Genomic DNA, 25,758 nt, shown 5'->3' on the forward strand with positions numbered 1-25,758 from the left:
ATCGTGGGGAGAGCGTGTTGAACCGACGGGAATTTGCCAAGGCGCTGGCGCTGGCCAGCGTGGCTGGGAGCGGTTTGTGGCCGGCGAAGAACGCCTTCGCACAGGCACCGAAGACGACGAAGGGTGTAGCGGTCGATCCCGCGAAGCTGCGCGACCTGCAGCAGGCGTTCCTCGAGCTTCGCTTCGGCATGTTCATCCACCTCAACATGGCGACCTTCGAGGAGCGCGAGTGGGGCGACCCCCTGCTTTCGCCCAAACTCTTCAACCCGAGGCACCTCGACCCCGCGCAATGGGCGCGGGCGGCGAAGTCCGCTGGCATGGGTTACGCGTGCCTCACCACGAAGCACCACGACGGTTTTTGCCTGTGGCCGACGAAGACAGGCAGCGCCAACGTCATGCAATCGTCGTACCCACGCGACGTGGTGCGCGCCTATGTCGATGCATTCCGCAAGGCCGGCCTCAAGGTATGCCTGTATTTCTCCATCCTCGACCTGCGCCAGGATATCCGCGCGCGCACCGTCACGCCTGAGAAGATCGCGCTCATCAAGGCGCAGATCACCGAGCTGCTGACGAACTACGGCCCCCTCACCGCGCTCATCCTCGATGGATGGAACGCGTCGTGGTCGCGCATCAGTTACACCGAGTTGCCGTACCGCGAGATCTACGACCTGGTGAAATCGCTGCAGCCCGATTGCCTGCTCACCGACCACAATGCGGGAAGTTACCCAGGCACAGCGCTGTATTACACCGACATCAAGCAGTACGAGCAGCACGCGGGGCAGAAGATACCGCCCGATAGCCCGGTGCCGTCGCAATCCGGCACCACGCTGCAAAGCGACTGGTTCTGGAAGCAGGCCTACCCCACGGCCGAGCTCGCTTCGGCAAAGACCATCGTCGAGGACTGGCTGCAACCCTTCAACGCCAACCACTGCAACCTCATCCTCAACGTGGCGCCCAACCGCGACGGCCGCTTCGACGACAACGCGGTGGCACGCCTCGCCGAGATCGGCCGCCTGTGGAAGCCCGGCGGCAAGGTCGCCACGATCGAGCGCCAGGTGACGATCACCACGCCCGACCTCGCGGCGGGCAAACCCGCATGGGCCAGCGCCAGCGATGAAGCGGTGGGCCCCGACCTCGCCTTCGACGACAACTTCCGTACCTACTGGCTGGCCGACCGCGGCAAGACCGAGGGCTGGATCGAAGTGCGGTTCGACGAGGCAACGACGTTCAACACAGTGTCGATCGTCGAGCCGCGCGCCGACAAGGATTACGGCGAGGCCAGCCGCATCACGGCGTACAAGGTGCAGGTGGAAGACGGCGGGACGTGGCGCGATATCGCCGGCGGCGGCACGCCCCTGCCGTACCAGTTCCACGAGTTCACGCCGGTGACGGCGCGGCGCGTTCGGTTGTGGGTTCAGGGCCGCCAGCCGGGCATCACGGAATTCGGGCTCTACCACGAGCCGCGCCTTTAAATTCAGGAAGTTGGCCTTATCTTTACCTCCTTGGGCCAAGCCCGGGAGGTGTGAGATGGCAACCGGTTGGGCGGGCGATACCGCCGTGCAAGACCAGATCGACGCCACCGTGGACGACGCGGTGAAGCGCGCACGCAGCCAGATGAAGCAAGGCCCCGGCCTCACCCACTGCGAGGAATGCGAGCAACCCATCCCCGAGGCACGCCGCAAGGCCGTGCCCGGCGTACGCCTTTGCGTGGCCTGCCAGGCCGCCGCCGATAGCGAGGCATCCGCGCACAGCGGCTACAACCGCCGCGGCAGCAAGGACAGCCAGCTGCGCTGAGCCTTTAGAATGCGGGGCTCCCCGCGCAGGAACCCCACGATGCTCGAACACCTGATCATCTGCCGCCACGGCGAAACCGAATGGAACATCGAACGCCGGGCGCAGGGCCGGGCCGATAGCCCGCTCACCGCCGCCGGCCTGGAACAGGCCCGCGCACTGGGGCGCGCCCTTGCCGCGCGGGGCATCGAGCACATCGTCTCGTCCACCCTGGGCCGCGCCTTGCACACCGCCGAGATCGTGGCGGGCATCACGGGCTGCACGGTGTCGGTCGACGACCGCCTCGTGGAGCGCGCCTTCGGCGAACTCGAGGGGCAGCGGTTCAAGGACATGGCCCTCGACCCGGTGTGGACCGCCGTCGTGAACTGCACCGACCCCGACGCCACGGCGCCCGGCTCGGAATCCCTGCGCGAGGTGGCGGCGCGCGTGCTCGCCGCGCTCGATGACGCGCGCAAGCTGCCCTACCGCAGCGTCGCGGTCATCACCCACGGCCAGTCCATTTCGGCGCTGCTGGGCACGCTGCACGACACCACCGATTTCTCGCGTTTCCGGCACGGCAACTGCGGCTACACGCCCCTGCACGTGCAGGCGGGCGGCTACGGCATCGACGCGTGGAACCTCGACCCGCTGGCGGTGGCCGAAGCGGAGTCGGTGAGCGCTGTCACAAATCAGAAATAATTGATTTAGAACGAATTATTAAAGATAGGATGGCGGGCTGCCGATACACATGGCAGGTCACCGGCCATCCCCATGCCCCAGCAGTCCGCCCCCGGCCGCGAGCCGTCGCCCATCGAGCAGGCCCTCTCAGGGGCCGCGCTGTCAGCCGTGTTCCAGCCGGTTATCCGCGTGGATACCGGCCAGGTGGTGGCGCACGAAGGCCTCATCCGCTGCGCCATCCCGCACCTCGAGCTCACCCCCATCGATCTCCTCGACCTGGCCCGTGCCCGCGGCCGCCTGGGTGAGTTCGAGCTGATGGCCGCCCGCCGGGTTGCCGAGCGGTTCGTGGCGCTGGGGCTGGACGGCCGGCTGCTCGTGAATCTCAGCGCGCAGGCGGTGATGCACGAAGGCCTGCTCGCCGACGACGTGATCGACGCGCTCTCGGTGCCCGGCCTCGACCTTGGCCGCGTCACCATCGAGCTCACCGAGCGCGACATCGTCGAGAACGCCGCCAAGCTCGCCCATGCGCTGGGTTTCCTTCGCGCCCGTGGCGTCCGCGTCGCACTGGACGACTTCGGCAACGGGCACTCGAATTTCGAGATGTGGAACGAGATCCACCCCGAGGTGGTGAAGATCGACCGTTACCTCATCAACGGGCTGGCTCGCAGCGCCGAGCGCCTCGCCATCGTCCGCGCGCTGTGTTCCGTCGCCGAGACGCTGGGCGCCGACCTGGTCGGCGAGGGCGTGGAAGAGGAAGACGACCTGCGCATGCTCCGCGAGCTTGGCATCCCGTATGCCCAGGGCTACCTCATCGCGCGGCCGTCGGCGGAGGCGCCCAGGGACGTCACGGCACGCGTCGCCGCCGCGCTGCACCGCAACCACGTGCCCGTGCCGCCACGGCACAGCGGGCCGGTGTCGGCGCGCCCGCTAACGGCCGGTCACATGCTGATCGACGCGCCCTGCGTGGCGCCGAAGCAAAGCAACGACGACATCGCCGACATCTTCGCCGAGCACCCGCGCCTGCATGCCGTGGCCGTTGTTGATCATGGTGTGCCGGTCGGCATCGTCAACCGCCGCACTTTCACCGAGCGCATGGCGCAGCCGTTCGCCCGCGAGCTGTTCGGCCGCAAACCCTGCACCAGCTTCATGCACGCCGAGCCGCTCGCATGCGACGAGGACATGCCGCTGCAAAGCATGGCCGACATCCTGCGCGGTGAAGACCAGCGTTACCTTAGCGACGGCTTCATCATCACCTCGGGCGGCAGGTACCTGGGCCTGGGAACGGGCGAATCGCTGGTGCGCCGCGTGACCGAGATCCGCGTGGAGGCCGCACGCTACGCCAACCCGCTCACCTTCCTGCCGGGCAACCTGCCAGTGACCGAGCACATCACCCGCTTGCTGCAGGCGGGACGCCCGTTCGCGGCGGCGTATTTCGACCTCGACAACTTCAAGCCCTTCAACGACCAGTACGGTTACTTCCGCGGCGACGAGATGATCCGCCTGCTGGCCAGCGTGCTCACGGGCGACCTGCGCCACGACGCCGACTTCGTCGGCCACATCGGCGGCGACGATTTCATGGTGGTGTTCCAGGGCAATGACTGGGCCACGCGCTGCGAGGAGATGCGCCAGCGCTTCAACGCCATGGCCGCTAACCTTTTCGATGACGTGGACCGCGCGCGGGGCGGCATTGAAAGCGACGACCGCCACGGCCACCGCCGCTTCTTCCCCATCACCACGGTGGCCGTGGGCGTGGCGCGTTTTGGCGACGCGTTCCCGGCCGATGCCGAATCGGTCGCCAGCCTCGCCGCGTCGGCGAAGCGCGTGGCGAAGAACGCGGGCCTGGGTTTGCATAGCGTCACGTGGGCAAACGACGACGATATGCTCGCGTCACGACACAGTCAAGCCATTGAAATAAAACAGTAATTTTTGAGAATTTGCTAAAGTTGCCGAAAATGTGGCCGATCTGGAGGTGTCCCCAACCCCTCCAGAGCCACCCATGCGCCTTCCGAAGATCGCCCTGCCGACGCTGAATCTGCGCGCCCGCCTCGCCCTGCGCCTGGCCGGTACCATCCTGCTGCTGCTCGCCCTGTGGATCGTCGGTGGCGTGCAGCTGCGCCAGGCCAATGGCCGCCTGCAAAACGTGGTGGGCGAGACGCTGGCGCCCGTCGCCAACGTCGGCCGCATCCAGAACGATTACAACGACCTCATCGACGCGCTGGTGCATGCCACCCTGATGCGCCTGCCCTCCGCGTACGACGATGCCGCCACGGCGATCGGCGCCAACCGCCACGACATCGACAGGCAGTGGAAGGAACTCGAGGCCAGCGGCCTGGGCCAGCAGCAGAAGAAGCTCGTGGCACTGGCCGCCGAGCACCGCAAGGCGGCCGACCAGACGGTCGACGCCGTGATGGAGCTGCTGAAAGCCGAGCAATACGACATCGCGCAGCTGCAACTCTCCAACGACGTGCAATCCGCCGTGGGGCCGCTGAAGAGTGACTTCGCGAACCTGTTCCAGCTCGCCCTCGCCGGCGGCAAGGCCGAGGCCGAAGCGCAGCAGGTGGCGATCCACCGCGGCGCCATCGTCTCGAGCCTGCTGCTCGGCATCGCGCTGCTCATCGCCAGCGTCTGGGATATCGCCATCATCCGTTCACTCGGCCGCCGCCTGCGCCAGGCCACCGAAGTGGCCGCCGCCATCGCGCGCGGCACGCTGGGCGCGCGCATCGACGTGGGCCGTGCGGACGAGATCGGGCAGCTGTTGCAATCCCTCGCCGCCATGGACGCGCAGCTGGGCAACGTGGTGGTGCAGGTGCGCGATCGCGCCGACCACGTGGCCCACGCGGCCACGGGCATCGCCCGCGGTAACGATGCGCTCAATGAACGCACCCGCACGCAGGCGGAACACCTCGAACACACCTCCACGTCGATGCGCGACATGGCCGCTGCGGTCCGTGGCGGGCTGGGCCATGCCACGGCCGCCAACCAGGCCGTCGTAGAAGCACGCGCCATGACCGACGAGGGCCACCGCGTGGCCATGGATGCCATCGGCACGATGCGCGCCATCCGCGGCACCAGCGAACGCATGGGCGAGGTGCTCGACCTCGTCGACCAGGTGGCCTTCCAGACCAACCTGCTGGCGCTCAATGCCGCGGTGGAAGCGGCGCGCGCTGGCGAACACGGGCGCGGCTTCGCGGTGGTGGCGCATGAAGTGCGCGAGCTGGCGCAGCGCTGCGGCACGGCCGCGCGAGATATCCGCGCCCTGATCGTCGACAGCGACGAGGCCGTGCAGGCGGGCGTCGAGTCCGTGGACCGCGCAGGCGCCGTGCTGTCGGGTATCGGCGAGCGCGTCAATGCGCTTTCCGCGCTGGTCGCCGACGTGATGTCGGCGACGCAGGGCCAGACCACGGGCATCGAACGCGTCAACGGCGCCATCGGCGTCATCGACGAGACCACCCGCGAGAACGCCGCGCTGGTAGAGCAGGCCGCCTCGGCGAGCCGCGCGATGCGCGAGAGCGCCGAGATCCTCCGCCGCGAAGTGGCTTATTTCACGCTGGAAGCGGCATGACGCGTGCGTCCGCGGGGAAGGCGCAAGCCACCGCGCGGCGCATCATCACCGGGCTGATGTAGTGCCGGTGCACGCCACGGATGGCGCGCCGTGGTTCAGTAATCCAGCTTCGGGTACCAGTCCGCGCGCCGGCCCTCAGGCGTGCAATCAAGCACGGTCCACAGCGGCATCAGGTCGGGGGCGCCGCGTGGGTCCTGGCCGGGGTCGGAGCTGTCGAAGCCCATTTCGCCGGCCCAGAAGTGCCGCGGCGTGCCGTCGCGGCGCGTGAACACGTTGAGCGCGGGCATCTCGTCGTCACCCACCAGGGCGTGGTAGTCGCGGCTGAAGTGGCCGTTCGCATCCGTGAAGAACCGCAGGTGCCGCCACCCGCGCTCGCGCGCGAAGGCCTGCATGCGTTCCACGGGCGAGCGCGAGATGACGACGAGCGCCACGTTCTGCTCGATGTCGCGCGCTTCGCCATCCCATGCGGCAAGCAGCGAGGAACACATGGGGCACGGGCGTTCGCGGTGCGGGCCATACATCCAGCTGTAGGTCACCAGCGTGGATTTGTCGCCGAACAGGCCGTTGAAATCCACGGGGCCGTCGGCGCCGATGAACTGGTAATCGCCGGTGACCTCGCCACCGGGCGGCAACGCACGGCGCAATTCGGCGACGCGCTCGATCTGCCGGCGCAGTTCGATCTCCTCGGCAAGCAGCGCGGTGCGCGCGCTGCGGTAGGCGGCGCTTTCGTTCGGCATGCGCGCCGTGCTGCGGCGGGCCAGTTCGGTAGCGGGGGTAAGCGGTTGGGCACTCATGGTGGCTCCTTGTCAGTCGCGGTCGGGCGCGCCGAGGGGGAACAGCACGCGGTAGGGGCGCGCCTCGTCGACGGCCCGCGCGAACGGGGCCCAGGCAAGGAGGTGGCGCCGGTAGGCATGGACGCGCTCGAAGCGCGGGTCGATGGCGTGGGTCCAGTCGGCATAGAACAGTGATGGCGCCGCGGCGCAGTCGGCGAGGCTGGGGCCGTCGCCAACGGCCCATGTGCGGCCGTCGAGGTAGCCATCGAGCCACGCGTACGCGGTTTCCAGCTGGCCGCGGTACTGGCCCACGCCGTTGGGGTCGCGCTGGTGGGGCGTGCGCAGCGCGTCGTCCACGATGCGCTGCAGGGGCGTGGTGATGTAGTTGTCGAAGAAGCGGTCGAGGTTGCGGACATCCAGGGCCGCCTTCGGGTCGTCGGGCAGGAATCGTGCGTTACCCGGGTGGTAGAGCTGCAGGTACTCGATGATGGTGCTGGCCTCGGTCACCACGCGCTTGCCGTCCACCACGATGGGGAACCGGCGCAGCGGCCAAAGTTCGGCGAACTCCGCGAAAACCTCGGGCTTTTCAGCCGAAAGCAGCTTCCACTCGAACGCCGTGCCGTTTTCGTACAGCGCGATCAGCGCCTTCTGGCAGTACAGGGAGAAGGGGTGGGCATAGAGCTTCAGCGTCACGGGCGGCTCCTCGCATGGACGGGGGGTTCTCTCTCCTCGTCGAACGGGCCGGGGCGTTTTCGACAAACCGCCTTGGTATGCTCGGCGCCACACGGAGGAGCCATGAAGATCGCGATCGTCGGCTATGGAACGGCAGGGCAGGCCAGCGCCATCCTGCTCTCGGCGCAAGGCCATGAGGTTACCGTTTTCGAGAAGAGCCCGTCGCTGGGGCCGGTGGGGGCGGGTTTCCTGCTCCAGCCCACCGGGCTGGCCGTGCTCGACCGGCTCGGCCTGGGCGGGCAGGCGCTGGCCCTGGGCCAGCGCATCGACGAACTGCAGGGCCATACGCCGCGCGGCCGGGCCGTGATGGCCATGCGCTACAGCGACCGGCGCGCCGGGTGCTTCGGCCTGGGCATGACCCGCGGCGCCTTGTTCGAGTTGCTACGCGGCGCGCATGCCGGGGCCGCCCGCGTGCGCACCGGCGTGCGCATCACCGGGTACGACGCCGACACGCACGAGCTGCACGACGACGACGGCGGCTTCCACGGGCCGTTCGACCTGGTGGTCGCGGCCGATGGCGCGCACTCGTCGTTGCGAAGCGATTGCGGGGCGAGCCAGGTTCGCCGTGCCTCGATGTACGCGTGGGGCGCGGTGTGGTGCCTGCTGCGCATCGACGACTGGGCGACGCCCACAACACTGCGCCAGCGCTATGCGGGCACGCGCTCGATGATCGGCATGCTGCCCGTCGGCACGCGGCCCGGCCACGACGGCAAGTGGGTCACCTTTTACTGGAGCCTGCCGGGCCATGCGGTTGACGCGTTCGACGATGCCGGCGTCGCCGCGATGAAAACCGCGGTGCAGGGCATCTGGCCGGAGATCGCCTTCCACGTCGCACACCTGAAGCACGCGGGCGAGCTGAACCGCGCACGTTACCGCGACGTGGTGTTGCGCCCGCCGCACCACGGCCGCATGGTGGTCATCGGCGACGCCGCGCACGCGATGAGCCCACAGCTGGGGCAGGGCGTGAACATGGCGCTGCTCGACGCCGCGGCACTCGCGGATGCACTGGCCGCGCACGCCTCGCTCGACGGCGCGCTGCGTGCCTACCGCCACGCGCGCCACGCCCATGTGCGCCTTTACCAGCGCATGAGCCGCTGGCTCACGCCGCTGTTCCAGTCCGACGCCACCGCCCTGGGCTGGTGCCGCGATGCCGTGTTCGGCCCGCTGGGCCGCATGCCCGGCGCGCGCGGCGCCATGCTCAGCATCCTCACCGGCGAGGCGGGCCACCGCCGCACCCTACCTACGGATGAAGGCACGCCGGCCCCGGTTACAGGTAACCTCGAGCTCGAACGTCATACGGAAACCGCCGCATGAACCGTCTGTTCGCCAGCGTGGCGTTGTCCCTCGCGCTCGCCACCGCTGCCAGCGCCGCCGTGCCATCGTGGGGGGCGAAGCAATCCAGCCCCGCCGATACGGTGCCCTCGGCCCTGAAACCCGGTGAATGGATCTGGGGTGGGCGGGCCACCTCGCCAGGGCCCATGGCCGTCATCGTCAGCCTCACCGAGCAGCGCGCGTACGCGTACCGCAACGGCATCCTCATCGGCGTCTCCACCGTTAGCACCGGCAAGAAGGGTTACGAGACGCCCACGGGCGTCTTCACCATCCTGCAGAAAGACAAGAACCACAAATCGAACAAGTACAACAGCGCGCCGATGCCCTACCAGCAGCGGCTCACGTGGGATGGCGTGGCCTTGCACGCCGGCGGCCTGCCCGGCTACCCCGAATCACACGGCTGCGTGCATCTGCCCACCGAGTTCGCGCGCCTGCTGTTCGATGCCACGAACATGGGCATGACGGTGGTCGTGGCCGAGGAAGGCACGGCGCCTGTCACCGTGGTGCACCCCACGGCGGTGATCCCCATCGACCCGCGCAACGGCAAGGACCTCGCCGTGGCCCCGCTGCTCAATGGCGACATGTGGAGCTGGAACCCCGATGCCTCGCCCACCGGCCCCATTTCGATGGTGCTGAGCGTGCCCGACGAGCGCGTCATCGTGTTCCGCAACGGCATCGAGATCGGTCGCAGCAAGGTGGAAGTGGCGAACCCGCTGGTCGGCACGCACGCGTACATCGTGGCGCAGGGGTACATGGCCGCCTCGACGAAACGCGAAGGCCTGCAGATGCCGAACTGGATCACCATCGGCATCCCCGGCCACGGCGACGAAGCCGGCAAGGTGGTGGACGAGGCCCTGGTTGATCGCGTGGCGGTGCCGCGCGACTTCATGGCGAAGATACTGCCCGAGCTGAAACCCGGCGCCGTGCTGCTCGCCACCGACGAGCGCATCCTGCCGTCGACGACGGGGCCGAAGGTGCAGGTGATCGATTCGGCGCCGCCGGAGCGCGCGCCCTGACGGCACGCGCCCGGCGCACGTTCAGTTCGGCAACGGCAGCGAGATCGGGTTCGACTTGATGCTGCTGCTGAGGGCCGGGAACGGGTCGACGCCCGTTTCATCCTCGATGGCCTCGATGGAAACGACGGTGCAAACCGGCGTATCGACGTTGGTGCAACGCCACGCGGCGGCGCCGCCGGCGGCAGGGTCGTAGATAGCCTTCCACGTGTAGTTCGGCACGATCACGGCGTCGTCGCCGATCGTATCCGGCGTGGCGCCATCAAAGCCCGGGCCGGTGACGACGTAGATCTCGCCGTCGTCGAGCACCATGTTGCGCAGGCTCGTTTCGATGCGTTCCCACTTGCCGGTGTTCAGCGTGTGGTTCTGCGGCACCATGTTCGCGAGCGAGAAGCTGTCGCGCTGCGCGGTGGCATTGGGTTCATCGCCGCTGGGCGTCATGTGGCCACGGTCGAAGCCGCTGCCCTTGTAGTCGGCGAGTTCGGAGCGATCCTCCTCCGGGATACCGGTTTCCGCATGGAAGGCATCCTTGCGCGGCGTGTTCTGCGCATCTTCGATCTGCTCGGCGGTGAGGTGTTCGGCGGACCACAGCGGGCCCTTGGTCACGCCCGAGGCGATGAGCGAATACGCGTTGAAGCACAGCGCGGTGGTGCGTTCGGCAAGCGAGCTATCGACGAGATCCGGTGCTTCCGACCCCTGGAAGAACTGCGGGCACGAGGTATCCGAGGCGTGCGCCGCACCGGCGACTACAAAGAAGACGACGGCGCAAAAGGCGCGCACATGACGATTGAACATGGTTGTGTTTCCCCAAATAGACGCGGAACTCCCCTGTCCACGAGCCCGGTCATTCTCGCCATGTTGCGTGACGCATGCGGTGCACGCGCGCGGTGATTAGTGCGACCGTGGTCACGCTTCGGCGCAAATCAATCGTTTGTTCAGCGAGCGCCACCGTTTTCGCCCATGGCCTCGGCGAGGTAATTCACGAACGATGCGATGCGCGCGGAGATGGCCGTGTTGCGGTAGTACACGGCGTTGATCGGTTGGCGGTGCTCGGTGACATGCCTGGCCAGCACCTCGACAAGCGCGCCGCTGCGGCGGTCTTCCCCCGTCATGAAATCCGACAGGCACACGATGCCATTGCCCGCCAATGCGAGGTGGCGCAGCGTTTCGCCGCTCGACGACGCGATACTGGGGCGGATGTGCACCGGCTGGCGTTCCGTATCCAGCAGCGGCCATTCATTGAGTGAATCGGGCTCGGTGAAACCAAGCAGCGCATGCTTCGCCAGGTCGGCCACCTTGCGCGGTGTACCGTGCGCCGCAAGATATTGCGGGCTGGCCAGCACGCGGATGCGGCTGCTGCCGATGGGCCTGGCATGCAGCGTCGAGTCCTTCAGCCGGCCAATGCGCAAGGCGACATCGGTGCGGCGCTCGAGCAGGTCGATGTAACCTTCGCTGGTGTGCAGTTCGAGGTCCACGTCGGGGAAGCGCTCACGGTAGCCCGCGACCAGCGGCGCCACCACGTGCAGCATGAACGGCGTGGCCGCGTCGATGCGCAGCCGGCCGGCAGGGCGGGCCTGGCGCGTGGCCATGGCCTCCTCGGCGCCTTCCACCGCCGCGATGATGTCGCGGGCGCGCTCCAGGAACGCCTCGCCTTCGTCGGTCAGCTCAATGCGCCGCGTGGTGCGGCGGATAAGGGTGGTCTTGAGCTTCTGTTCGAGCCGCCCCAGCGTGCGGCTGGCGGCCGATACCGTCTGGTCGAGCTGCTGCGCCGCGCTGGTGATCGACCCGGCGTCGACCACGGCGATGAAGTTCTGGATCTCGTCGAGCGTGATGTTCATCGTTGCGCTGGCGGAAAGGGTATTCCGCTTATACGCGGCTTTTGGGGTAAGGGCGAGCCGGCCCTACCAGTGCGCTGGCTTCCGCGCACGGTGTGACCCCAGAGTGTGCGCGCCTCTGATGTTCAGTACGGCAGCGGTATCCCCACAAGTGTGCCTGGCACAAATGAAGACACCGGCCGAAGCCGGTGTCTTAGCCCCAAGCGAAGTCGCAATGCTGCGGACACAAGGGGAGAGTAGTGCGTGAAGTTTGGCGTACTTTGTCCGGTATTGCAATCGGTCAAAGACTACACGCCGTGTAGTCGTTTTCTTACGCAGATTTCAGAATCCATCCTCTATGACCTGCGCTCAGGCAATGGGTGAGAGCGAGGCCGCCGATGAACGGCATGTCGTGCGACGCGACAATCAAAGCCCCCCGGAATTCACGGAGCATCGCCTCAATGGCCTGGACGGATTGAAGGTCAAGATGGTTCGTGGGCTCATCGAGCAGGAGAAGCCGTGCAGGCGGCGACGCCATGACGGCCAAGGCAAGTGCCGCCTTCAGCCGCTCACCGCCGCTGAGCAGGCCTGATGGGGTCGTGGCCGTCGCTGCGTCGATACCGGCCAGCGCCAAGTGTGACCGCCATTCGCCTTCGGCCACGCCAGGAGATGTTTCCTGCAACTGCGCAACGATGGACCGCCCTGGATCAAGCTGCGACAGGCGCTGGTCGAGGCGAGCGAAGGGGACGAAGGTTTCGGCGGTTCCGGCTTCCGGAAGGATGTCGCCAGCCAGCAGGCGAAGCAGCGTCGACTTGCCACAGCCATTGGGGCCGACGAGGCCGATACGCTGCGAGCTTGTCACCGTCAGGTCGATGTGCCGCAGATGAGCCGGGCCCCACGGAAGCGTGACGTCGGCAAGACGCGCCACGCGCCGTGAGGCGCCTGATGGCCGTGGTGCCCGCAGCGCGAGCGGCGCCGTGCTGTCGACAGCCGAAGCGGCCTGGCGAACACGCGCTTCGAGGCGTGCGCTCGTTTCGTCACGCTGGTCTGCAAGTCGGCCAGCTGTCCCTTCGCTGCGTTCCCTGCGCCGCCCGAGGAGGATGGGTGCCTGGTTCTCGGTCTTCCCCGCACGTGCCCCACGTGCCGTGCGCCGCGCTTGTCGTTCGGCCTGGTCACGCATGTCGCGCTCGCCACGGCGTCGTTCGGCCTTCGCGCTTGCCAGCTCATCCAGCGCGGCAGCCCGTTCCACGGCCTTCTGCGAAGCGTAGAACGTGTAGCCGCCGCCGTAACTGCGAAGCCCTTGCGCGGTGAGTTCAATGGTGCGCTCCATGGCATCGAGCAGTGAGCGGTCGTGACTGATCACGAGCAAGCCTCCATCCCACGTTTGTAGCCATGCCATCAGTTCGGCGCGTGCCACGACATCAAGATGGTTGGTCGGCTCGTCGAGGATGAGGAAACGGGCCCGTGCCAGCCGGGCTCCAAGCAATGCGACACGCATGGCCTCGCCACCGCTCAGCCGTTCGGCGGGTGTCATTGCGTCGAGGTGCCCGAGGCCTGCATCGGCGAGCGCCCCGGCGAGGCGATCCGGCATGTCCCACTGTTTACCGACGCCATCGAAGTCACGGGTGTCGACGCTACCGTCGGCAATACGCGAGAGGGCATCGAGTACGCCATCGACACCCGCGAGGCTCGCCACCGTGCCATCGGCGACGTCGACCTGCTGCGCCAGGTAATACACATCGCCCGCACGATCGACGCGCCCCGACGTTGGCGGCACCACGCCGGCACATATTCGGCCAAGCACCGATTTACCGATGCCGTTCGCACCCACGAGGCCCGTGGGCCGCGTGTCGAAGGTTTCATGGATGTCGTGAAAGAGAACCCTGCCGCTGGGCAGGACGAACGAGACGCCTTGCAGCGTCAGCAAAGATGCAGTCATGGATATCACCTGGCATGCCGGGCACTCCCCGCGATCACGGGGCGGGAGGAGGGCTGGCCGTCGAAAGACGGCGGCATTACTGGCGCATCGGACGCATACCTATGCAGGACGGAACGAGGGCGCATTGTAGCGCATGGCTCCGCAGGCGCATGCTAGCCGCTTGCCCCAAGGGATGCCCACCATGCGTGCCATCGATTTCAAGGAGTTTGGCCCCGCGTCGGTGCTCGGCCTTGCCGAGCTTCCCGACCCCGTGGCGCGCCCGCATGATTTGCTCGTACGCGTGCGGGCCGCCGGGGTGAACCGCGCGGACGTGCTGCACCGTGAAGGCCACTATGGTCGTTCCGATTTCGGCGATTCCACCCTCATGGGCCTGGAAATCGCGGGCGACGTGGTGGCGATGGGCAGCGAGGTGCGGCAGTGGCAGCTTGGCGACCGGGTGATGGGCATCGTGGGCGGCGGTGCATACGCGGAGCTTGCACGCATCGATTACCGCATGGCCATGCCGATACCGGGCGGCCTCGATTACGCGCATGCCGCCGCGATCCCCGAGGTGTTCGTCACGGCGCATGAGGCACTGGTGCACCTCGGCCGCCTTGTCGCGGGCGAAAGCGTGCTTATCCACGCCGCGGCCAGTGGCGTGGGCTCCGCGGCCGTGCAGCTGGCCAAGGCCTGCGGCGCGCGCGTCTTCGCCACCGCGAAGGGCGCGAAGTTGCAGCGCGTGCGCGAACTGGGTGCCGATGTCGGCATCGACTATACGACCACGGATTTCGCGCAGGCCATCCAGGAAGCGACGGCCGGCCATGGCGTGGACCTCATCATCGATTTCATCGGTGCCATGTATTTCGACAAGAACCTGGCGTCGCTGGATTTCGGCGGGCGCCTGGTGCAGGTGGGCTTGCTCGGTGGCGGTGCGCCGCCCGTGCTCGACCTGCAGCGCCTGTTGTACCGCCACCTGCATATCTTCGGCACGGTGATGAAATCCCGCTCGCAAGCCGAGAAGCAGGCCATGACCAAGCGCTTCCGCGATACGTGGCTCGACCACTTCTCGAACCGGGAACTGGGCCCCGTCATCGACAGCGTCTTTCCCCTCGCCAGGGCCTCCGAGGCGCACCAGCGCATGGAAAGCAACGAGAGCGTCGGCAAGATCATCCTGGCGATGTGACCGGCCGGCGCCTCACGCGCAGGCAACAGGGCGGGGCGCATCTTTGGGTTTCCACCCAGAGGACCCCGCCATGACCGACCACGTGTACAAGACCGTCGAGCTCACCGGTTCTTCCCCCGAGGGCACCGATGCCGCCGTCCGCTGCGCCATCGAGCGTGCTTCCAAGACCATCCGCGACATCCGCTGGTTCAAGGTGACCGAGACCCGCGGCTACGTCGAGGACGGGAAGGTGGCCCACTGGCAGGTCACGCTGAAAGTGGGTTTCACGCTGGAGGATTAGCCTCGTCCACGAGCCGGCCCACGGCTTCCTGCAGCGCCGCCGTCGTGGGGTTGTAGACCATCAGCGTGAGATCGGGCCGGCCCTCCACCGCGAAGGTCGAGAACTCGAGCTCGATCGGCCCGAGCACGGCGTGGTGCAGGCGTTTCAGGCCGTCGCCCGAACTCACCACATCGGTGTTGCGCCACAGCCGCTCGAACTCCGCGCTGCTGCGCGAGAGTTCTTCCACCAGCTGGGTGATCTCGGCCGTGGCGCCCGCGCGCGCGGCATCGGCGCGGAAGGCGCCCACCACGTACTGCGCGACGCGCACCCAGTCTTCCTGCGCGGCGCGGATGGGCCCGTGCAGGAACATGAGGCGGAGGATGTTGCGTTTCTCGCGCGGCAGCTTCGAGTAATCGGTGAGCAGCGCAGCGGCCGCGCGGTTCCAGGCCACCACGTCCCACGTGGCCGTGCGCAGGATGGCCGGGCTGGTGCGCAGCGCATCGAGCACGCGCTGCAGGCGCGGCGTGATGCCCTCCGGTTCGCGGTAGCGCGGCTCCGGCGGGTGGCCCAGCGCCAGGATGAACATGTGCTCGCGCTCGGGCTCGGTGAGCATGAGCCCGGCGGCCAGGCGGTTGAGCACCTCGGCGGAGGGCGCGCCACCGCGGCCCTGCTCCAGCCACGTGTACCAGGTGGGGCTGATGTTGGCGCGCTGGGCCACTTCCTCGCGGCGCAGGCCGGGGGTGCGGCGGCGGCCACCGGCCAGGCCGAACGTGGCCGGATCGATGCGGGCGCGGCGGTCGCGCAGGAAGGTGCCGAGGGTGTGGCTGGCGTCGAGGGGCATGGAGAGGGGTGGTGCCTATACCATGATAATGTCCCTACTTTAACATGGAAGCCGGGGTCTCCAGACTGGTGCGCAGCCACCCACAGGAGTCACCCCCATGCGTATCTTCGTCACCGGTGCCACCGGCTTCATCGGCTCCCGCGTCGTGCCCCAGCTGCTGGCCGCGGGCCACCAGGTGCTCGGCATGACCCGTTCCGACCGCGGCGCGGCCTGGCTGGCCTCCGTCGGGGCCGAGGCGCACCACGCCACGCTCGAGGACCTCGACAGCCTCCGCGCGGGCGCCGCCAAGGCCGACGCCATCATCCATGCCGCCTTCGACCACGATTTCTCCAACTTCGTCGCCAACTGCGAGAAGGACCGCCGCGTCATCACCGCCCTGGGCGAGGTGCTGAAGGGCTCGAACCGGCCGCTGCTCATCACCTCGGGCGTTGGCCTGGGCCTGGCGCACGGCAGCACGCTCGCCACCGAGGACGTGCAGAACTTCGAGCACGGCAACCCGCGCGTCACCTCCGAGCTTGCCGGCAAGGCGTTGCTCGATGCCGGCGTGAACGTCTCGGTGATGCGCCTGCCGCAGGTGCACGACACGGAGAAGCAGGGCCTCATCACCCCCTACATCGACATCTCGCGCGCCAAGGGCCTCGTCGCCTACGTGGGCGAAGGCACCAACGCATGGTCGTCCGGCCATGTCGACGACGTGGCGCTGCTGTACCGCCTCGCCATCGAACGCGCCGAAGCCGGTGCCCGCTACAACGCCGTCGCGGAGGAAGGTGTCTCGGTGCGCGACATCGCCACCGTGGTCAGCGAAGGCCTGGGCCTGCCACTCAAGGCGCTGCAGGGCGATGAGGTGCAGGCGCACTTCGGCTGGCTCGGCATGTTCGCCGGCCTGGACCTGCGGGCCTCGAGCGAAATCACCCGCAAGACGCTTGGCTGGAACCCGCAGGGCCCGGGCCTGATCGAGGACCTGCGCAACATGGATTACACCGCGACGGCGGCCTGACCCTTCGGACCGAAGGTGGGGCGGCGTTACGACGAGGGGTGCTGCAGCACCTGTCCCGGCACGCCGCCCACGTCGTCGGTGATGACGATGTAGCGGCGCGTGCCCGTAACGGGCTTGTCCACGAGCTGGCGGATCGGCCCCGCGGCGTTGACGATGGCCGCGCCCGCGGGGTTGCTCATGAACTTCGCCAGCGGCTGCAGGTTGCCACCCGTGGCGCTGTCGGCCAGCGCGATGAAGTAGGGCTTCTTCGGTGGCAGGCCCGTCACCGCGGCCTGCAGCACTTGCACCAGCCCCTGGTCGAACAGCGTCACGTGCGTGCGCTCTCCGCTGCCATCAACGAGGGTAAGGGCGTAGGTATTGCCGGCGATGCCCAGCTGCGCAAGGCCTTTGTCGGCCGCTGCGCTGGCCGCGGCACCGGAGACGAATGCAAGCGCCTGCGGTGCCTGGCCGATCGCTACGTTCGCGACCACGGTGTTGCTGGCGGTGTCGATCACCGCCAGCTTGTCGTCGTTTTCCAGGCCGACATAGACGCGCGAGCCATCCGACGACGGCCATACGCCGTGCGGCATGGCGCCGACGGGAATGGTGGCCACCGTGGCGTAGTCACTGACGCGCAGCACTTTCACCACGCCCAGGCCGCCCACCGTCACGTATGCGAGTTGCTGACCTTTCACCGTCGCGAAGTTCACGTGGTTGGCGATGGGGCCCATGGCCATCGTCTTCAGCACGGTAAACGGCGGCAGCGCCGAGAACGCAACGAGCTGCCCCGTATCTTTCAGCGTGAACCACACCTGCCTGCCATCGGGCGTCACGGCGATGTTCGGGCAGAACGGGCTGGGTTGTTTCACTTCGCCCACTTGTTCACGGCTTGCGACGTCGACGACCACCGTCACCGGGTTGAACGACGAACAGATGTACGCGTACTTGCCATCGGGCGAGAAGATCGTCATGCCCGGGCCGCCCGGCGTCTTCACGCGCGCCACCTCGTTGTACGTTTTCGCATCAAGTACCGCGACATAATCCTCGCCGCGCACGGTCACCCACACGGCGGTGCCGTCGGGCGTGAAGAAGGCCTCGTGCGGCGAGCGGCCCACATACGTCGTGTGCTTCACCGTGTTGGTGGCCGTATCGATGAAGCTGATGCCATTGGAGCCGATCGACACCACGGCGAGGGTCTTGCCGTCAGGCGAAAAGCCCAGGCCGTGCGTCAGCACCTGGCCCTTGTACAGCGGCGCGAAATTCATGGGTTGCGGGTCGCCGAGCCGGATGACGCCGAGCAGCTTGTTGTCCACCGGGTCGGTGACGGAAACAGTGTTGGAGAACTGCTCCGCGGCGTACACACGATCGGCATGGCTGATCGGTGTGTCGGGTCGGCCCCAGGGTGCCTGCTGCGCGTGTGCCGTGATGGCGAACGCGAACAGCGCGCCCCATGCGGCGATGCGGACGAAGGCGTTCACGGCAACTCCTGGCGGGCGGGTGGTTGCCCGGGCATGGCAGTGGTGGGCGCGGGCGCGGAGGGCGGCAACGGCTGGCCCAACGCCAGGCGCATGGCCGCGATCTCCTGCTGCTGGTCGACGATGATCTCCTGCGCGATGCGGCGCAGCCGCTCGTCCTTGCCGTAAGTGAGCTCGGCCATCGCCATGTCGATGGCGCCCTGGTGGTGCGGCACCATCATCGCCACGAAGTCGTGGTCGACATCGCCGGAAGGTGGCACGTCCATGCCTTTCATCATGGTGGCCATCGCGTGATCGGAGACGGCGCGGAAACCATCACCCTGGGGGCCGGCGTTGGTGCTGCCTGAGCCACCGCAGAGCGCGACGAGGAGTGTCAGTGCGACAACGCAAGATCTCGCGGTGTACATCCCGGATCACCCCCGACCAAACCCCAGTAGCGGAATTCTCATCCCGCGCCCGGCGAGTTACTTGCCGTGAATGCATTCGGCTTGTTGAAACGTGCTTGCGACGCCAGTCGCTCGATGTAGCCGGTCAGGAAAAATGTTCCACGTCGTCGCCCGCGATGGCCAGCCACGGATGCATCGACTCCTCGTACACCGAGATCCGCGGCGGCGGGAAACCCGGGTCGGCGAAGGTGCCCACTGGCACGGCGATGAAGCCGGGCATATACGTGCTCGTGAAGGCCACCGTGGTGCCGCAGGCGGGGCAGAAGCGGAACGTCGCCGTGTTGCCGCTATCGCCCACGCGGCTCCAGGTGTTCCATTCGCCCTGCAGGGCCACCGCGTCTTCCGGCCACCGTGCCTGTAGCGCGAAGGCGCTGCCCGAGCGGCGCTGGCAGGCGCGGCAGTGGCAGGCGGAGACGCGGATGGGGTCGCCCTCGCATTGCAGGGTCAGTTGGCCACAGGGGCAGGACGCGGTTCGCATGCGTGGACTATAAAGCACCCGGGGTCGCGGACACGGAGAGTGTCCGCGGACACTCGCCATGCCACCCGCTGGCGCGCGTAAGTGCCTGATGCAGCGGGGCGTGGCACGTGGCCGGGCACTTGGCCCGTGTCTTGCTGTAACACGGGATCGAACGAGGGAAGGGACCACCGCGGATGTTTGGGTACTACGTCGAGCTGGCCGTACGAAGCCTGAAACGCAACCCCGTGCTCACGGCGTTGATGGTGCTCGCCATCGCCGTGGGCATCGGCACGAGCATGACAACGCTTACGGTGATGCACCTGCTCTCGGGCGATCCCCTCCCGGGCAAGAGCGATCGCCTCTTCTATGTGCAGGTCACGCCTTACCCCTCCGACAAGGTGCCCGCGCACGCCAATGCGGTGATGGACTACCGGTCGGCCATGGACCTGTGGGGTGCGAAGCGCGCCGACCGCCAGGCCTTGCTGGTGGGTAGCAGCATCCGCTTGCACGTGCCGGGTTCCACCGCGCCGCCACTGCTGCTCGAGATGCTCTCCACCCACGCGGACTTCTTCTCGATGTTCGACGTGCCGTTCCAGTACGGCAGCGCCTGGACGCCCGACGACGATGAGCGCCACGCGCGCGTCGCCGTCATCACGGCGGACCTCAACAACAAGCTGTTCCGCGGCGAGAACAGCGTCGGCAAGACCCTGCGCCTGCGCGACAGCGACGTGCGCATCGTGGGCGTGCTGAAACCGTGGCGGCCGTCGCCGCTGTTCTACAACGTCACGGGTGGCTGGATGGCCGCGGGCGACACGGCCGATTTCTATGGCAAGAGCGAAGACGTGATGACGCCGTTCCAGGCGGGCCTGGAGATCAATGACGGCAATTTCAGCCAGTTCACCTGCTGGCACCTGCCACCGAACCCGGGCCACCTGCAGGATTCCCCATGCATCTGGGTGAAGCTGTGGGTGCAGGTGGACGACAGCGCCAAGGTGGCGGCGTACCGCCGCTTCGTCGCGGACTACTCCGCGCAGCAAAAGGCGCAGGGGCGCTTCAGGCAGGATGTATCCGCGGTGTCATCGCTCATGGATTGGCTGACGATCAACCAGGTGGTGCCCGGCGACGTGCGCCTGCAGGTGTGGCTGGCGTTCGCGTTCCTCGCCATCTGCCTGTGCAACACGGTGGGCCTGCTGCTCGCCAAGTTCCTGCGTCGCGGTGGCGACTTCAGCGTGCGCCGCGCACTGGGTGCCACGCGTGGCGCGGTGGTTACGCAATGCCTCGTCGAATCGGGCGTGATCGGCCTCGCGGGTGGCTTCGTCGGCCTGTTGTTCACGCTGGCGGGCCTGTGGCTGGTGCGCAGGCAGCCCGTGCCGTACGCCGACCTCGCCCACCTCGACATCCCCATGTTCCTGGTGACCTTGCTGCTGGCGGTGGCCACCAGCCTGCTCGCCGGCGCGGTGCCTGCCCTCCGGGCGGGGCGCGTCGCGCCGGGCCTGCAACTCAAGACGCTGTAAAGGACGGCACGCCATGCGGATGCACCCTATTTTCGCGGCGCTTAGGCACCACCGCCTCGCCACCACGCTCATCGTGCTGCAGATCGCGCTGGCCTGCGCCGTGATGTGCAACGCCTGTTCGCTCATCGCGGCACGCTGGCATGCCACGCAGCTGGTCACAGGTATCGACGAGGCGTCGCTGGGCACGTTGTACCTCGATGGCTTCGAGCCTGGCCGCGCCAACGACCTCAACGCGCGCGTGCTCGAGGGCCTGCGGGCCATCCCGGGCGTGACCGCCGCCAACGTCATCAACACGGTGCCTTTCAGCCATGGCTCGGGCACCGTGGGCGTCACGCTCGACCCCGAGCACCAGCGCGAGGGCGGCGTGGTCGATGTGTACCTGGGCACGCCCGGCACCTTGCAGACGCTGGGCATCCGCATCGTGGAGGGCCACGCGCCCACGCCCGACGACTACCGCCCGGCGGGCGAATTCTTCCCGGCCCAGGCCAATGTCCTGGTCACCCGCTCGGCCGCCAACCACATGTGGCCCGGCGAGAGCCCGCTGGGCAAGGCCATTTACATCGACAAGACGATCTTCCGCGTCATCGGCGTGATGGAACACCTGGCCATCGCGCGCAGCCCCGAAACACCGGGCGGCGAGGATTGGTCCATCTTCGCGCCCGCGTTGCCCGGGCCGACGCTGGCAGGCACCTACGTCATCCGCGCGAAGCCTGGCGACATCGATGCCGTGATGCACAAGGCGCGCGAGGCCATCGCGACGCTGGCGCCCGACGCAGTGCTCATCCGCGACAAGAGCGCCACGCTACAGGAACTGCGCACGGCGCGCTTCGCCAACGACAAGGCGATGATCGGCATCCTCCTCGGCATCATCGTGGCGTTGCTGCTGGTGACGGCGCTGGGCATCGTTGGGCTGGCCAGCTTCTGGGTGGCGCGCCGGCGCAAGCAGATCGGCATACGCCGCGCCATCGGCGCCACGCGGCGCGACATCCTGCATTACTTCCAGATCGAGAACTTTTTCATCGTGAGCCTGGGCATCGGCGCGGGCGTGGTGCTCGCGTATGCCGCGAGCCTCACGCTGATGCTCTACCACGAGGTGCCGCTGCTGCCGCCGTGGTACGTGGCGCTGGGCGCCGGCACGCTGTGGCTGCTCGGCCAGCTGGCCGTGCTGGGCCCCGCCCTGCGCGCCGCCGCCGTACCGCCGGTGGTGGCGACGCGCGCGGCGTGAGCCCGGGCCGTCAGAAGACGACCTGGGCGCGCATGGAAACGGTGTTGCCCGCATCCGGGCCCTGGAAGCTGCCGACCTTGTTGTCGGTGTTCCAGTGCACGTAGTTGAGCATGAGGCGTGACCAGTCGTTGAGGTACCAGTTCAGGCCCAGCGTATAGCTCTTGCCCTTGCCGCCGCGCGGGGCATCCGCATAGTCATAGTGGTCGACGCGGCCGGCGAGCTCGAACGCGCCCCAGCCGCCGGAGGTGACCGGGTCGTTCACCTTCACGGCCTTCCAGCTGCCCGAGCGCTGCGAGAAGCCCGGGGCCTCGCCGGTAATCATCCAGCCTGCGGCGAACGACGAGCCGTGGCGGCTTACCGAATCGGCGGTACTGGAATCGATGGTGCGCTTGCCGTACTCGTTCACCATCCAGAAGTTCCGGTACACGCCGCCCAGTTCGAAGCCCTTGCCGTGGTCCTGCGTCGGGTTGGCGACGGAACTGGCGGAGACGGCCAGGTTGTCGTTGTAGTCGGCGGCGATCGACGGTGTGTTGTTGATACTGGTGACGCCGTCGCTGATCTTCTCGTAGTAGTACCAGCCGCCAACGTGGATGAAGCCATCGGCACCCTTGATGGGGTTCCAGTGCGCGCGGGTGAGGTAGGTGGTGCTGTCGGTACTCGTGCCCGAGCTAGCGCTGTTCGGCGCGTTGCCATTGACCGAGAGGCTGACGTGCCAGCCATCGCCCCACATGCGCATCTGCCCGCCCATGCCGAAGTAGCTCACCACCGGCTGGCCCACGGCGGTCGCGGCGTTGCGCAGCATGAAGGGCACGCGCGCGGATTCCGAGGAACCCTCGGTGCCCAGGTCCTTCAGGAAGTTGCCGAGGTAGAACTTGGTGCGGTTGCCGAACACCTGGGTGGTGTAGGTGAGGTAGGTCTGGCGCAGCGCCACTTCGTTATCCGCGAAGTCGGCTTCCACGTGGTAGCCCAGCGCGCCGATGGTGCCTTCGCCGCCAAGGCGTGCGCTGGTGACCTGCGAGCCGGTGATGTTGCGCGTCTCGTAGCCCGAGCCCGAGGTGCGGCTCACGTCGAACAGCAGGCGGCCATCCGGCTTGAACGTGAAGAAGCCATCGTCGCTGCGGAACGTGGGGCCCGCTTCGCCGCCGCGGCCCCAGCGTGCGCCCGATCCGCCTCCGGCGGCCTTGCCACCGCTGCCGCGCGCCATGGCCACGGCCATTTCGCTTTCGCGCGTATCGGCGATGGCGTTGCTCACTTGCGCGTCGCGGCGGGCGGCTTCGTCTGTGGCGGGCGCGCCGGTGCCAGCATCGGCCGCCGGCGCACGGGCAGCCGGCGCCGATGCGATTGCCGTGGGAGCCGCGGGGCGCGCGCCCTCCACGGCGGAAAGGCGCTGCTTCAGTTCATTGATCTCCGCGGCCTGCGCCTTGATCAGCTTGAGCAGCTCGGCGTTGCTGACACCCTGCGCGGCGACGGCGGGCATGGCCGTGCCGGCGAACAGCACGGCGGCCAGCGCCGGGTAAAGACGGGTCGTGATCGTCATGGTCGGCTCCCCGCTCAGTTGTCGTCGTCGTTGCCGGCGTCGTCGGACGCGGCGGCAGGCGCGGCCTGCGTGGCCGGCGTGGCGGCGGGGGTGGCGAATGGGCCGGCATCCACGGCGTTGAAGAAGCCCTGGCGGCGTGCCCAGGCGGCGAACAGGCGCGGCCATGCCGACGGCGCGCTGCCCGGGTCGCCCAGGCCCCAGCCGTGGCCGCCCTTGTCGAACACATGCAGTTCGCTATCCACGTTGTTCTTGCGCAAGGCGTCGAACATCACGAGGCTGTTGCCGATGTTCGCGATGGGGTCGTCCGCGGCCTGGGCCAGGAAGGTGGGCGGCGTATCGTGCGTCACGTGCAGTTCGACGGAATACGCCTGCACCGCATCGCCCTGCGTCGACAGCTCGCGGAACGAACGCGTGGTGTCGTACGGCTTCTGCAGCGAGACGACGGGGTAGATGAGGCCCGCGAAATCCGGGCGCGCCGAGAGCGTGTCGCTGGCATCCACGGCCGGGTAGAACGCATCGGCGAAGCGGGTCTCCGCGATACCGGCGAGGTTGCCGCCGGCGGAGAAGCCCAGCACGCCCACGCGCTTCGGGTCGATGCCCAGTTCCTGCGCATGCGCGCGGACGAGGCGGATGGCGCGCTGCGCATCCTGGAACGGCGCCGCGGCCGGCCAGCGGTCGGCGGGCAGGCGGTAGTAGAGCACCACGGGCGTGACGCCCAGCGCGGCAAGCCAGCGCGCGGTGGGCATCACTTCATGGCCGATGCCGATGCGGAAATAGCCGCCGCCACCGACCAGCACCACGGCGGCGCCGTTCGGGTTGGCGGGCTTGTACACCTCGATGCGCGGCTTGCTTACGTTGGAGACGGCGCCCACGCCCGTGCCGGTCTGGCCGATGCGCTCGGGCCCGCTGGGGCCGCCACCACCGGGCGGGGTGCCGGGCCAGAGGTCGTAGGTGACGGGCTTGCCGGCCTGCGGCGCGGATGCCGCCTGCACCGGGCTGGTGCTGGCAAGGGCGGCGGCGGCTGCAAGCAGCGCGGCGCGAAGGAGGGTCATGGCTGTTTCCCCTGGGTGGCGATGATCGATGGCGTGCCGCTCTCCCCGGCACGGTTGGCAAGGGCATCGCTGAGCGCAGTGCGGTCGAGCGCACCCTCCCAGCGGGCGACCACGATGGTGGCCACGGCATTGCCCACGAAATTGGTGAGCGAGCGGCACTCGCTCATGAAACGGTCGACGCCAAGGATCAGCGCCATGCCCGCGACGGGCAGCGACGGCACCACCGACAGCGTGGCGGCGAGCGTGACGAAGCCTGCGCCGGTGACACCCGCCGCGCCCTTCGAGCTCACCATGGCCACCAGCAGCAGGGCCACCTGCTCGCCCAGCGTCAGCGGCGTGTTGGTGGCCTGCGCGATGAACAGCGCGGCCAGCGTCATGTAGATGTTCGTGCCGTCGAGGTTGAACGAGTAGCCGGTAGGCACGACGAGGCCCACGACGGATTTGTCGCAGCCGGCGCGCTCCATCTTCTCCATGAGCGAGGGCAGGGCGGCCTCCGACGACGAGGTGCCGAGCACGAGCAGCAGCTCGGCCTTCAGGTAGCGCAGCAGCTGGAAGATGGAGAACCCCGTGAGCCGCGCGACGCTGCCCAGGATGACCAGCACGAACAGCAGCGCCGTGACGTAGAAGGTCGCCACCAGGTACATCAGGTTCGACAGCGATTCGATGCCGTAGCGGCCGATGGTGAACGCGATGGCGCCGAACGCACCGATGGGCGCGGCCTTCATCAGCAGGTGAACCAGCTTGAACACCGGCGCCGTCAGCGCCTCGAAGAACGCCACCACCGGCTTCGCGCGCTCGCCCGCCAGCGTGAGCGAGATGCCGAACAGCACCGCGAACAGCAGCACCTGCAGGATGTTGCCCGAGGTGAAGGCACCCACCACCGTATCGGGGATGATATCGAGCAGGAAATGGGTGAGCGTCATGTCGTGCGCCTTGGAGGCGTACGTGGCGATCTCCTTGGTGGACAGCGACGCCGGGTCGATGTTGAGGCCGGCACCCGGCTGCACCACGTTGGCCACCACCATGCCGACGATGAGCGCCAGCGTGGAGAACACCAGGAAGTACACCATGGCCTTCAGCACCACGCGGCCCACGGCGTTGAGGTGCGGCATGCCGGCGATGCCGGTCACCACGGTGAGGAAGATGACCGGGGCGATCACCATCTTCACCAGCTTGATGAAGGCATCGCCCAGCGGCTTCA

General features: G+C 67.8%; 24 protein-coding genes. 12 read left to right on the forward strand and 12 right to left on the reverse strand.

The window, feature by feature from the left end:
- Positions 1 to 17 precede the first annotated feature (17 nt).
- The 5 genes from VI08_RS08895 to VI08_RS08915 all read left to right on the forward strand — a co-directional run bounded on the left by VI08_RS08895 (position 18) and on the right by VI08_RS08915 (position 6,010).
- Complete coding sequence (locus tag VI08_RS08895; protein WP_198148886.1) at positions 18 to 1,472, forward strand: alpha-L-fucosidase; 1,455 nt, start codon at positions 18 to 20, stop codon at positions 1,470 to 1,472.
- A 55-nt stretch (positions 1,473 to 1,527) separates the two neighbouring features.
- Positions 1,528 to 1,794, forward strand: coding sequence for a DksA/TraR family C4-type zinc finger protein (locus VI08_RS08900; protein ID WP_045829226.1), 267 nt, complete (start codon positions 1,528 to 1,530; stop codon positions 1,792 to 1,794).
- A 39-nt stretch (positions 1,795 to 1,833) separates the two neighbouring features.
- Complete coding sequence (locus tag VI08_RS08905; RefSeq protein ID WP_052697788.1) at positions 1,834 to 2,469, forward strand: histidine phosphatase family protein; 636 nt, start codon at positions 1,834 to 1,836, stop codon at positions 2,467 to 2,469.
- A gap of 72 nt (positions 2,470 to 2,541) precedes the next feature.
- Positions 2,542 to 4,371: a GGDEF domain-containing protein gene (locus tag VI08_RS08910; protein WP_045829227.1), complete on the forward strand. Its 1,830-nt coding sequence runs from the start codon at positions 2,542 to 2,544 to the stop codon at positions 4,369 to 4,371.
- A 73-nt stretch (positions 4,372 to 4,444) separates the two neighbouring features.
- The gene (locus VI08_RS08915; protein ID WP_045829228.1) at positions 4,445 to 6,010 is read left to right on the forward strand and encodes a methyl-accepting chemotaxis protein; all 1,566 of its coding nucleotides are present in this window, start codon (positions 4,445 to 4,447) and stop codon (positions 6,008 to 6,010) included.
- A 95-nt stretch (positions 6,011 to 6,105) separates the two neighbouring features.
- On the opposite strand, the gene VI08_RS08920 is transcribed toward VI08_RS08915, so the two are convergent.
- Positions 6,106 to 6,804, reverse strand: coding sequence for a DUF899 family protein (locus tag VI08_RS08920; protein ID WP_045829229.1), 699 nt, complete (start codon positions 6,802 to 6,804; stop codon positions 6,106 to 6,108).
- Between the two features lie 12 nt (positions 6,805 to 6,816).
- Entirely contained in the window at positions 6,817 to 7,476 is a 660-nt protein-coding gene (locus tag VI08_RS08925) for a glutathione S-transferase family protein (RefSeq protein WP_045829230.1), read from the reverse strand.
- A gap of 102 nt (positions 7,477 to 7,578) precedes the next feature.
- On the opposite strand from VI08_RS08925, the gene VI08_RS08930 reads away from it, so the two are divergent.
- Together VI08_RS08930 and VI08_RS08935 are read left to right on the forward strand one after the other, a co-directional pair.
- On the forward strand, positions 7,579 to 8,829 hold the full coding sequence (locus tag VI08_RS08930) for an FAD-dependent oxidoreductase (RefSeq protein ID WP_045829231.1): 1,251 nt from the start codon (positions 7,579 to 7,581) through the stop codon (positions 8,827 to 8,829).
- Positions 8,826 to 9,863 carry a L,D-transpeptidase gene (locus VI08_RS08935; RefSeq protein ID WP_045829232.1) on the forward strand — a complete coding sequence of 346 codons (1,038 nt, stop codon included), beginning with the start codon at positions 8,826 to 8,828 and terminating at the stop codon, positions 9,861 to 9,863. Before VI08_RS08930 ends, VI08_RS08935 begins: the two co-directional genes overlap by 4 nt.
- Positions 9,864 to 9,884: 21 nt before the next feature.
- Here the strand turns inward: VI08_RS08935 and VI08_RS08940 are convergent, their stop codons facing one another.
- The 3 genes from VI08_RS08940 to VI08_RS08950 all read right to left on the reverse strand — a co-directional run bounded on the left by VI08_RS08940 (position 9,885) and on the right by VI08_RS08950 (position 13,613).
- Positions 9,885 to 10,655, reverse strand: coding sequence for a DNA/RNA non-specific endonuclease (locus VI08_RS08940; protein WP_045829233.1), 771 nt, complete (start codon positions 10,653 to 10,655; stop codon positions 9,885 to 9,887).
- Between the two features lie 140 nt (positions 10,656 to 10,795).
- The gene (locus VI08_RS08945) at positions 10,796 to 11,698 is read right to left on the reverse strand and encodes a LysR substrate-binding domain-containing protein (protein WP_045829234.1); all 903 of its coding nucleotides are present in this window, start codon (positions 11,696 to 11,698) and stop codon (positions 10,796 to 10,798) included.
- A 307-nt stretch (positions 11,699 to 12,005) separates the two neighbouring features.
- Entirely contained in the window at positions 12,006 to 13,613 is a 1,608-nt protein-coding gene (locus VI08_RS08950) for an ABC-F family ATP-binding cassette domain-containing protein (RefSeq protein ID WP_045829235.1), read from the reverse strand.
- A gap of 181 nt (positions 13,614 to 13,794) precedes the next feature.
- Here VI08_RS08950 and VI08_RS08955 point away from each other — a divergent pair, with 181 nt between their 5' ends.
- On the forward strand, positions 13,795 to 14,775 hold the full coding sequence (locus VI08_RS08955; RefSeq protein WP_045829250.1) for an NAD(P)H-quinone oxidoreductase: 981 nt from the start codon (positions 13,795 to 13,797) through the stop codon (positions 14,773 to 14,775).
- Positions 14,776 to 14,845: 70 nt separating this feature from the next.
- Positions 14,846 to 15,055, forward strand: coding sequence for a dodecin (locus tag VI08_RS08960; protein WP_045829236.1), 210 nt, complete (start codon positions 14,846 to 14,848; stop codon positions 15,053 to 15,055).
- Here VI08_RS08960 and VI08_RS08965 read toward each other — a convergent pair.
- A complete protein-coding gene (locus VI08_RS08965; protein ID WP_045829237.1) occupies positions 15,039 to 15,875 on the reverse strand; it encodes a helix-turn-helix transcriptional regulator in 837 nt (278 codons plus the stop codon). The genes VI08_RS08960 and VI08_RS08965 overlap by 17 nt on opposite strands.
- Positions 15,876 to 15,972: 97 nt before the next feature.
- On the opposite strand from VI08_RS08965, the gene VI08_RS08970 reads away from it, so the two are divergent.
- A complete protein-coding gene (locus tag VI08_RS08970; RefSeq protein WP_045829238.1) occupies positions 15,973 to 16,872 on the forward strand; it encodes an SDR family oxidoreductase in 900 nt (299 codons plus the stop codon).
- Positions 16,873 to 16,898: 26 nt separating this feature from the next.
- On the opposite strand, the gene VI08_RS08975 is transcribed toward VI08_RS08970, so the two are convergent.
- The 3 genes from VI08_RS08975 to VI08_RS08985 all read right to left on the reverse strand — a co-directional run bounded on the left by VI08_RS08975 (position 16,899) and on the right by VI08_RS08985 (position 19,250).
- Positions 16,899 to 18,329, reverse strand: a complete 1,431-nt coding sequence (locus VI08_RS08975; protein ID WP_045829239.1) for a YncE family protein — start codon at positions 18,327 to 18,329, stop codon at positions 16,899 to 16,901.
- Complete coding sequence (locus VI08_RS08980) at positions 18,326 to 18,733, reverse strand: DUF305 domain-containing protein (protein ID WP_045829240.1); 408 nt, start codon at positions 18,731 to 18,733, stop codon at positions 18,326 to 18,328. The genes VI08_RS08975 and VI08_RS08980 overlap by 4 nt, the downstream gene beginning before the upstream one ends.
- 124 nt (positions 18,734 to 18,857) lie before the next feature.
- On the reverse strand, positions 18,858 to 19,250 hold the full coding sequence (locus tag VI08_RS08985) for a GFA family protein (RefSeq protein ID WP_045829241.1): 393 nt from the start codon (positions 19,248 to 19,250) through the stop codon (positions 18,858 to 18,860).
- Positions 19,251 to 19,423: 173 nt separating this feature from the next.
- On the opposite strand from VI08_RS08985, the gene VI08_RS08990 reads away from it, so the two are divergent.
- A complete protein-coding gene (locus tag VI08_RS08990) occupies positions 19,424 to 20,743 on the forward strand; it encodes an ABC transporter permease (protein ID WP_045829242.1) in 1,320 nt (439 codons plus the stop codon).
- A 13-nt stretch (positions 20,744 to 20,756) separates the two neighbouring features.
- On the forward strand, positions 20,757 to 21,968 hold the full coding sequence (locus tag VI08_RS08995; RefSeq protein WP_045829243.1) for an ABC transporter permease: 1,212 nt from the start codon (positions 20,757 to 20,759) through the stop codon (positions 21,966 to 21,968).
- A gap of 10 nt (positions 21,969 to 21,978) precedes the next feature.
- On the opposite strand, the gene VI08_RS09000 is transcribed toward VI08_RS08995, so the two are convergent.
- From VI08_RS09000 to VI08_RS09010, 3 genes are all read right to left on the reverse strand, one after another.
- Positions 21,979 to 23,505, reverse strand: a complete 1,527-nt coding sequence (locus tag VI08_RS09000; protein ID WP_052697790.1) for an OprO/OprP family phosphate-selective porin — start codon at positions 23,503 to 23,505, stop codon at positions 21,979 to 21,981.
- Positions 23,506 to 23,519: 14 nt separating this feature from the next.
- A complete protein-coding gene (locus VI08_RS09005) occupies positions 23,520 to 24,557 on the reverse strand; it encodes an alpha/beta hydrolase (protein WP_045829244.1) in 1,038 nt (345 codons plus the stop codon).
- On the reverse strand, positions 24,554 to 25,758 hold a 1,205-nt coding region (locus tag VI08_RS09010; RefSeq protein ID WP_045829245.1), incomplete at its 5' end, for a dicarboxylate/amino acid:cation symporter. The genes VI08_RS09005 and VI08_RS09010, both read right to left, overlap by 4 nt.

The organism is Luteibacter yeojuensis (assembly GCF_000964085.1).
In the GTDB taxonomy this organism is placed as follows: Bacteria; Pseudomonadota; Gammaproteobacteria; order Xanthomonadales; family Rhodanobacteraceae; genus Luteibacter; species Luteibacter yeojuensis_A.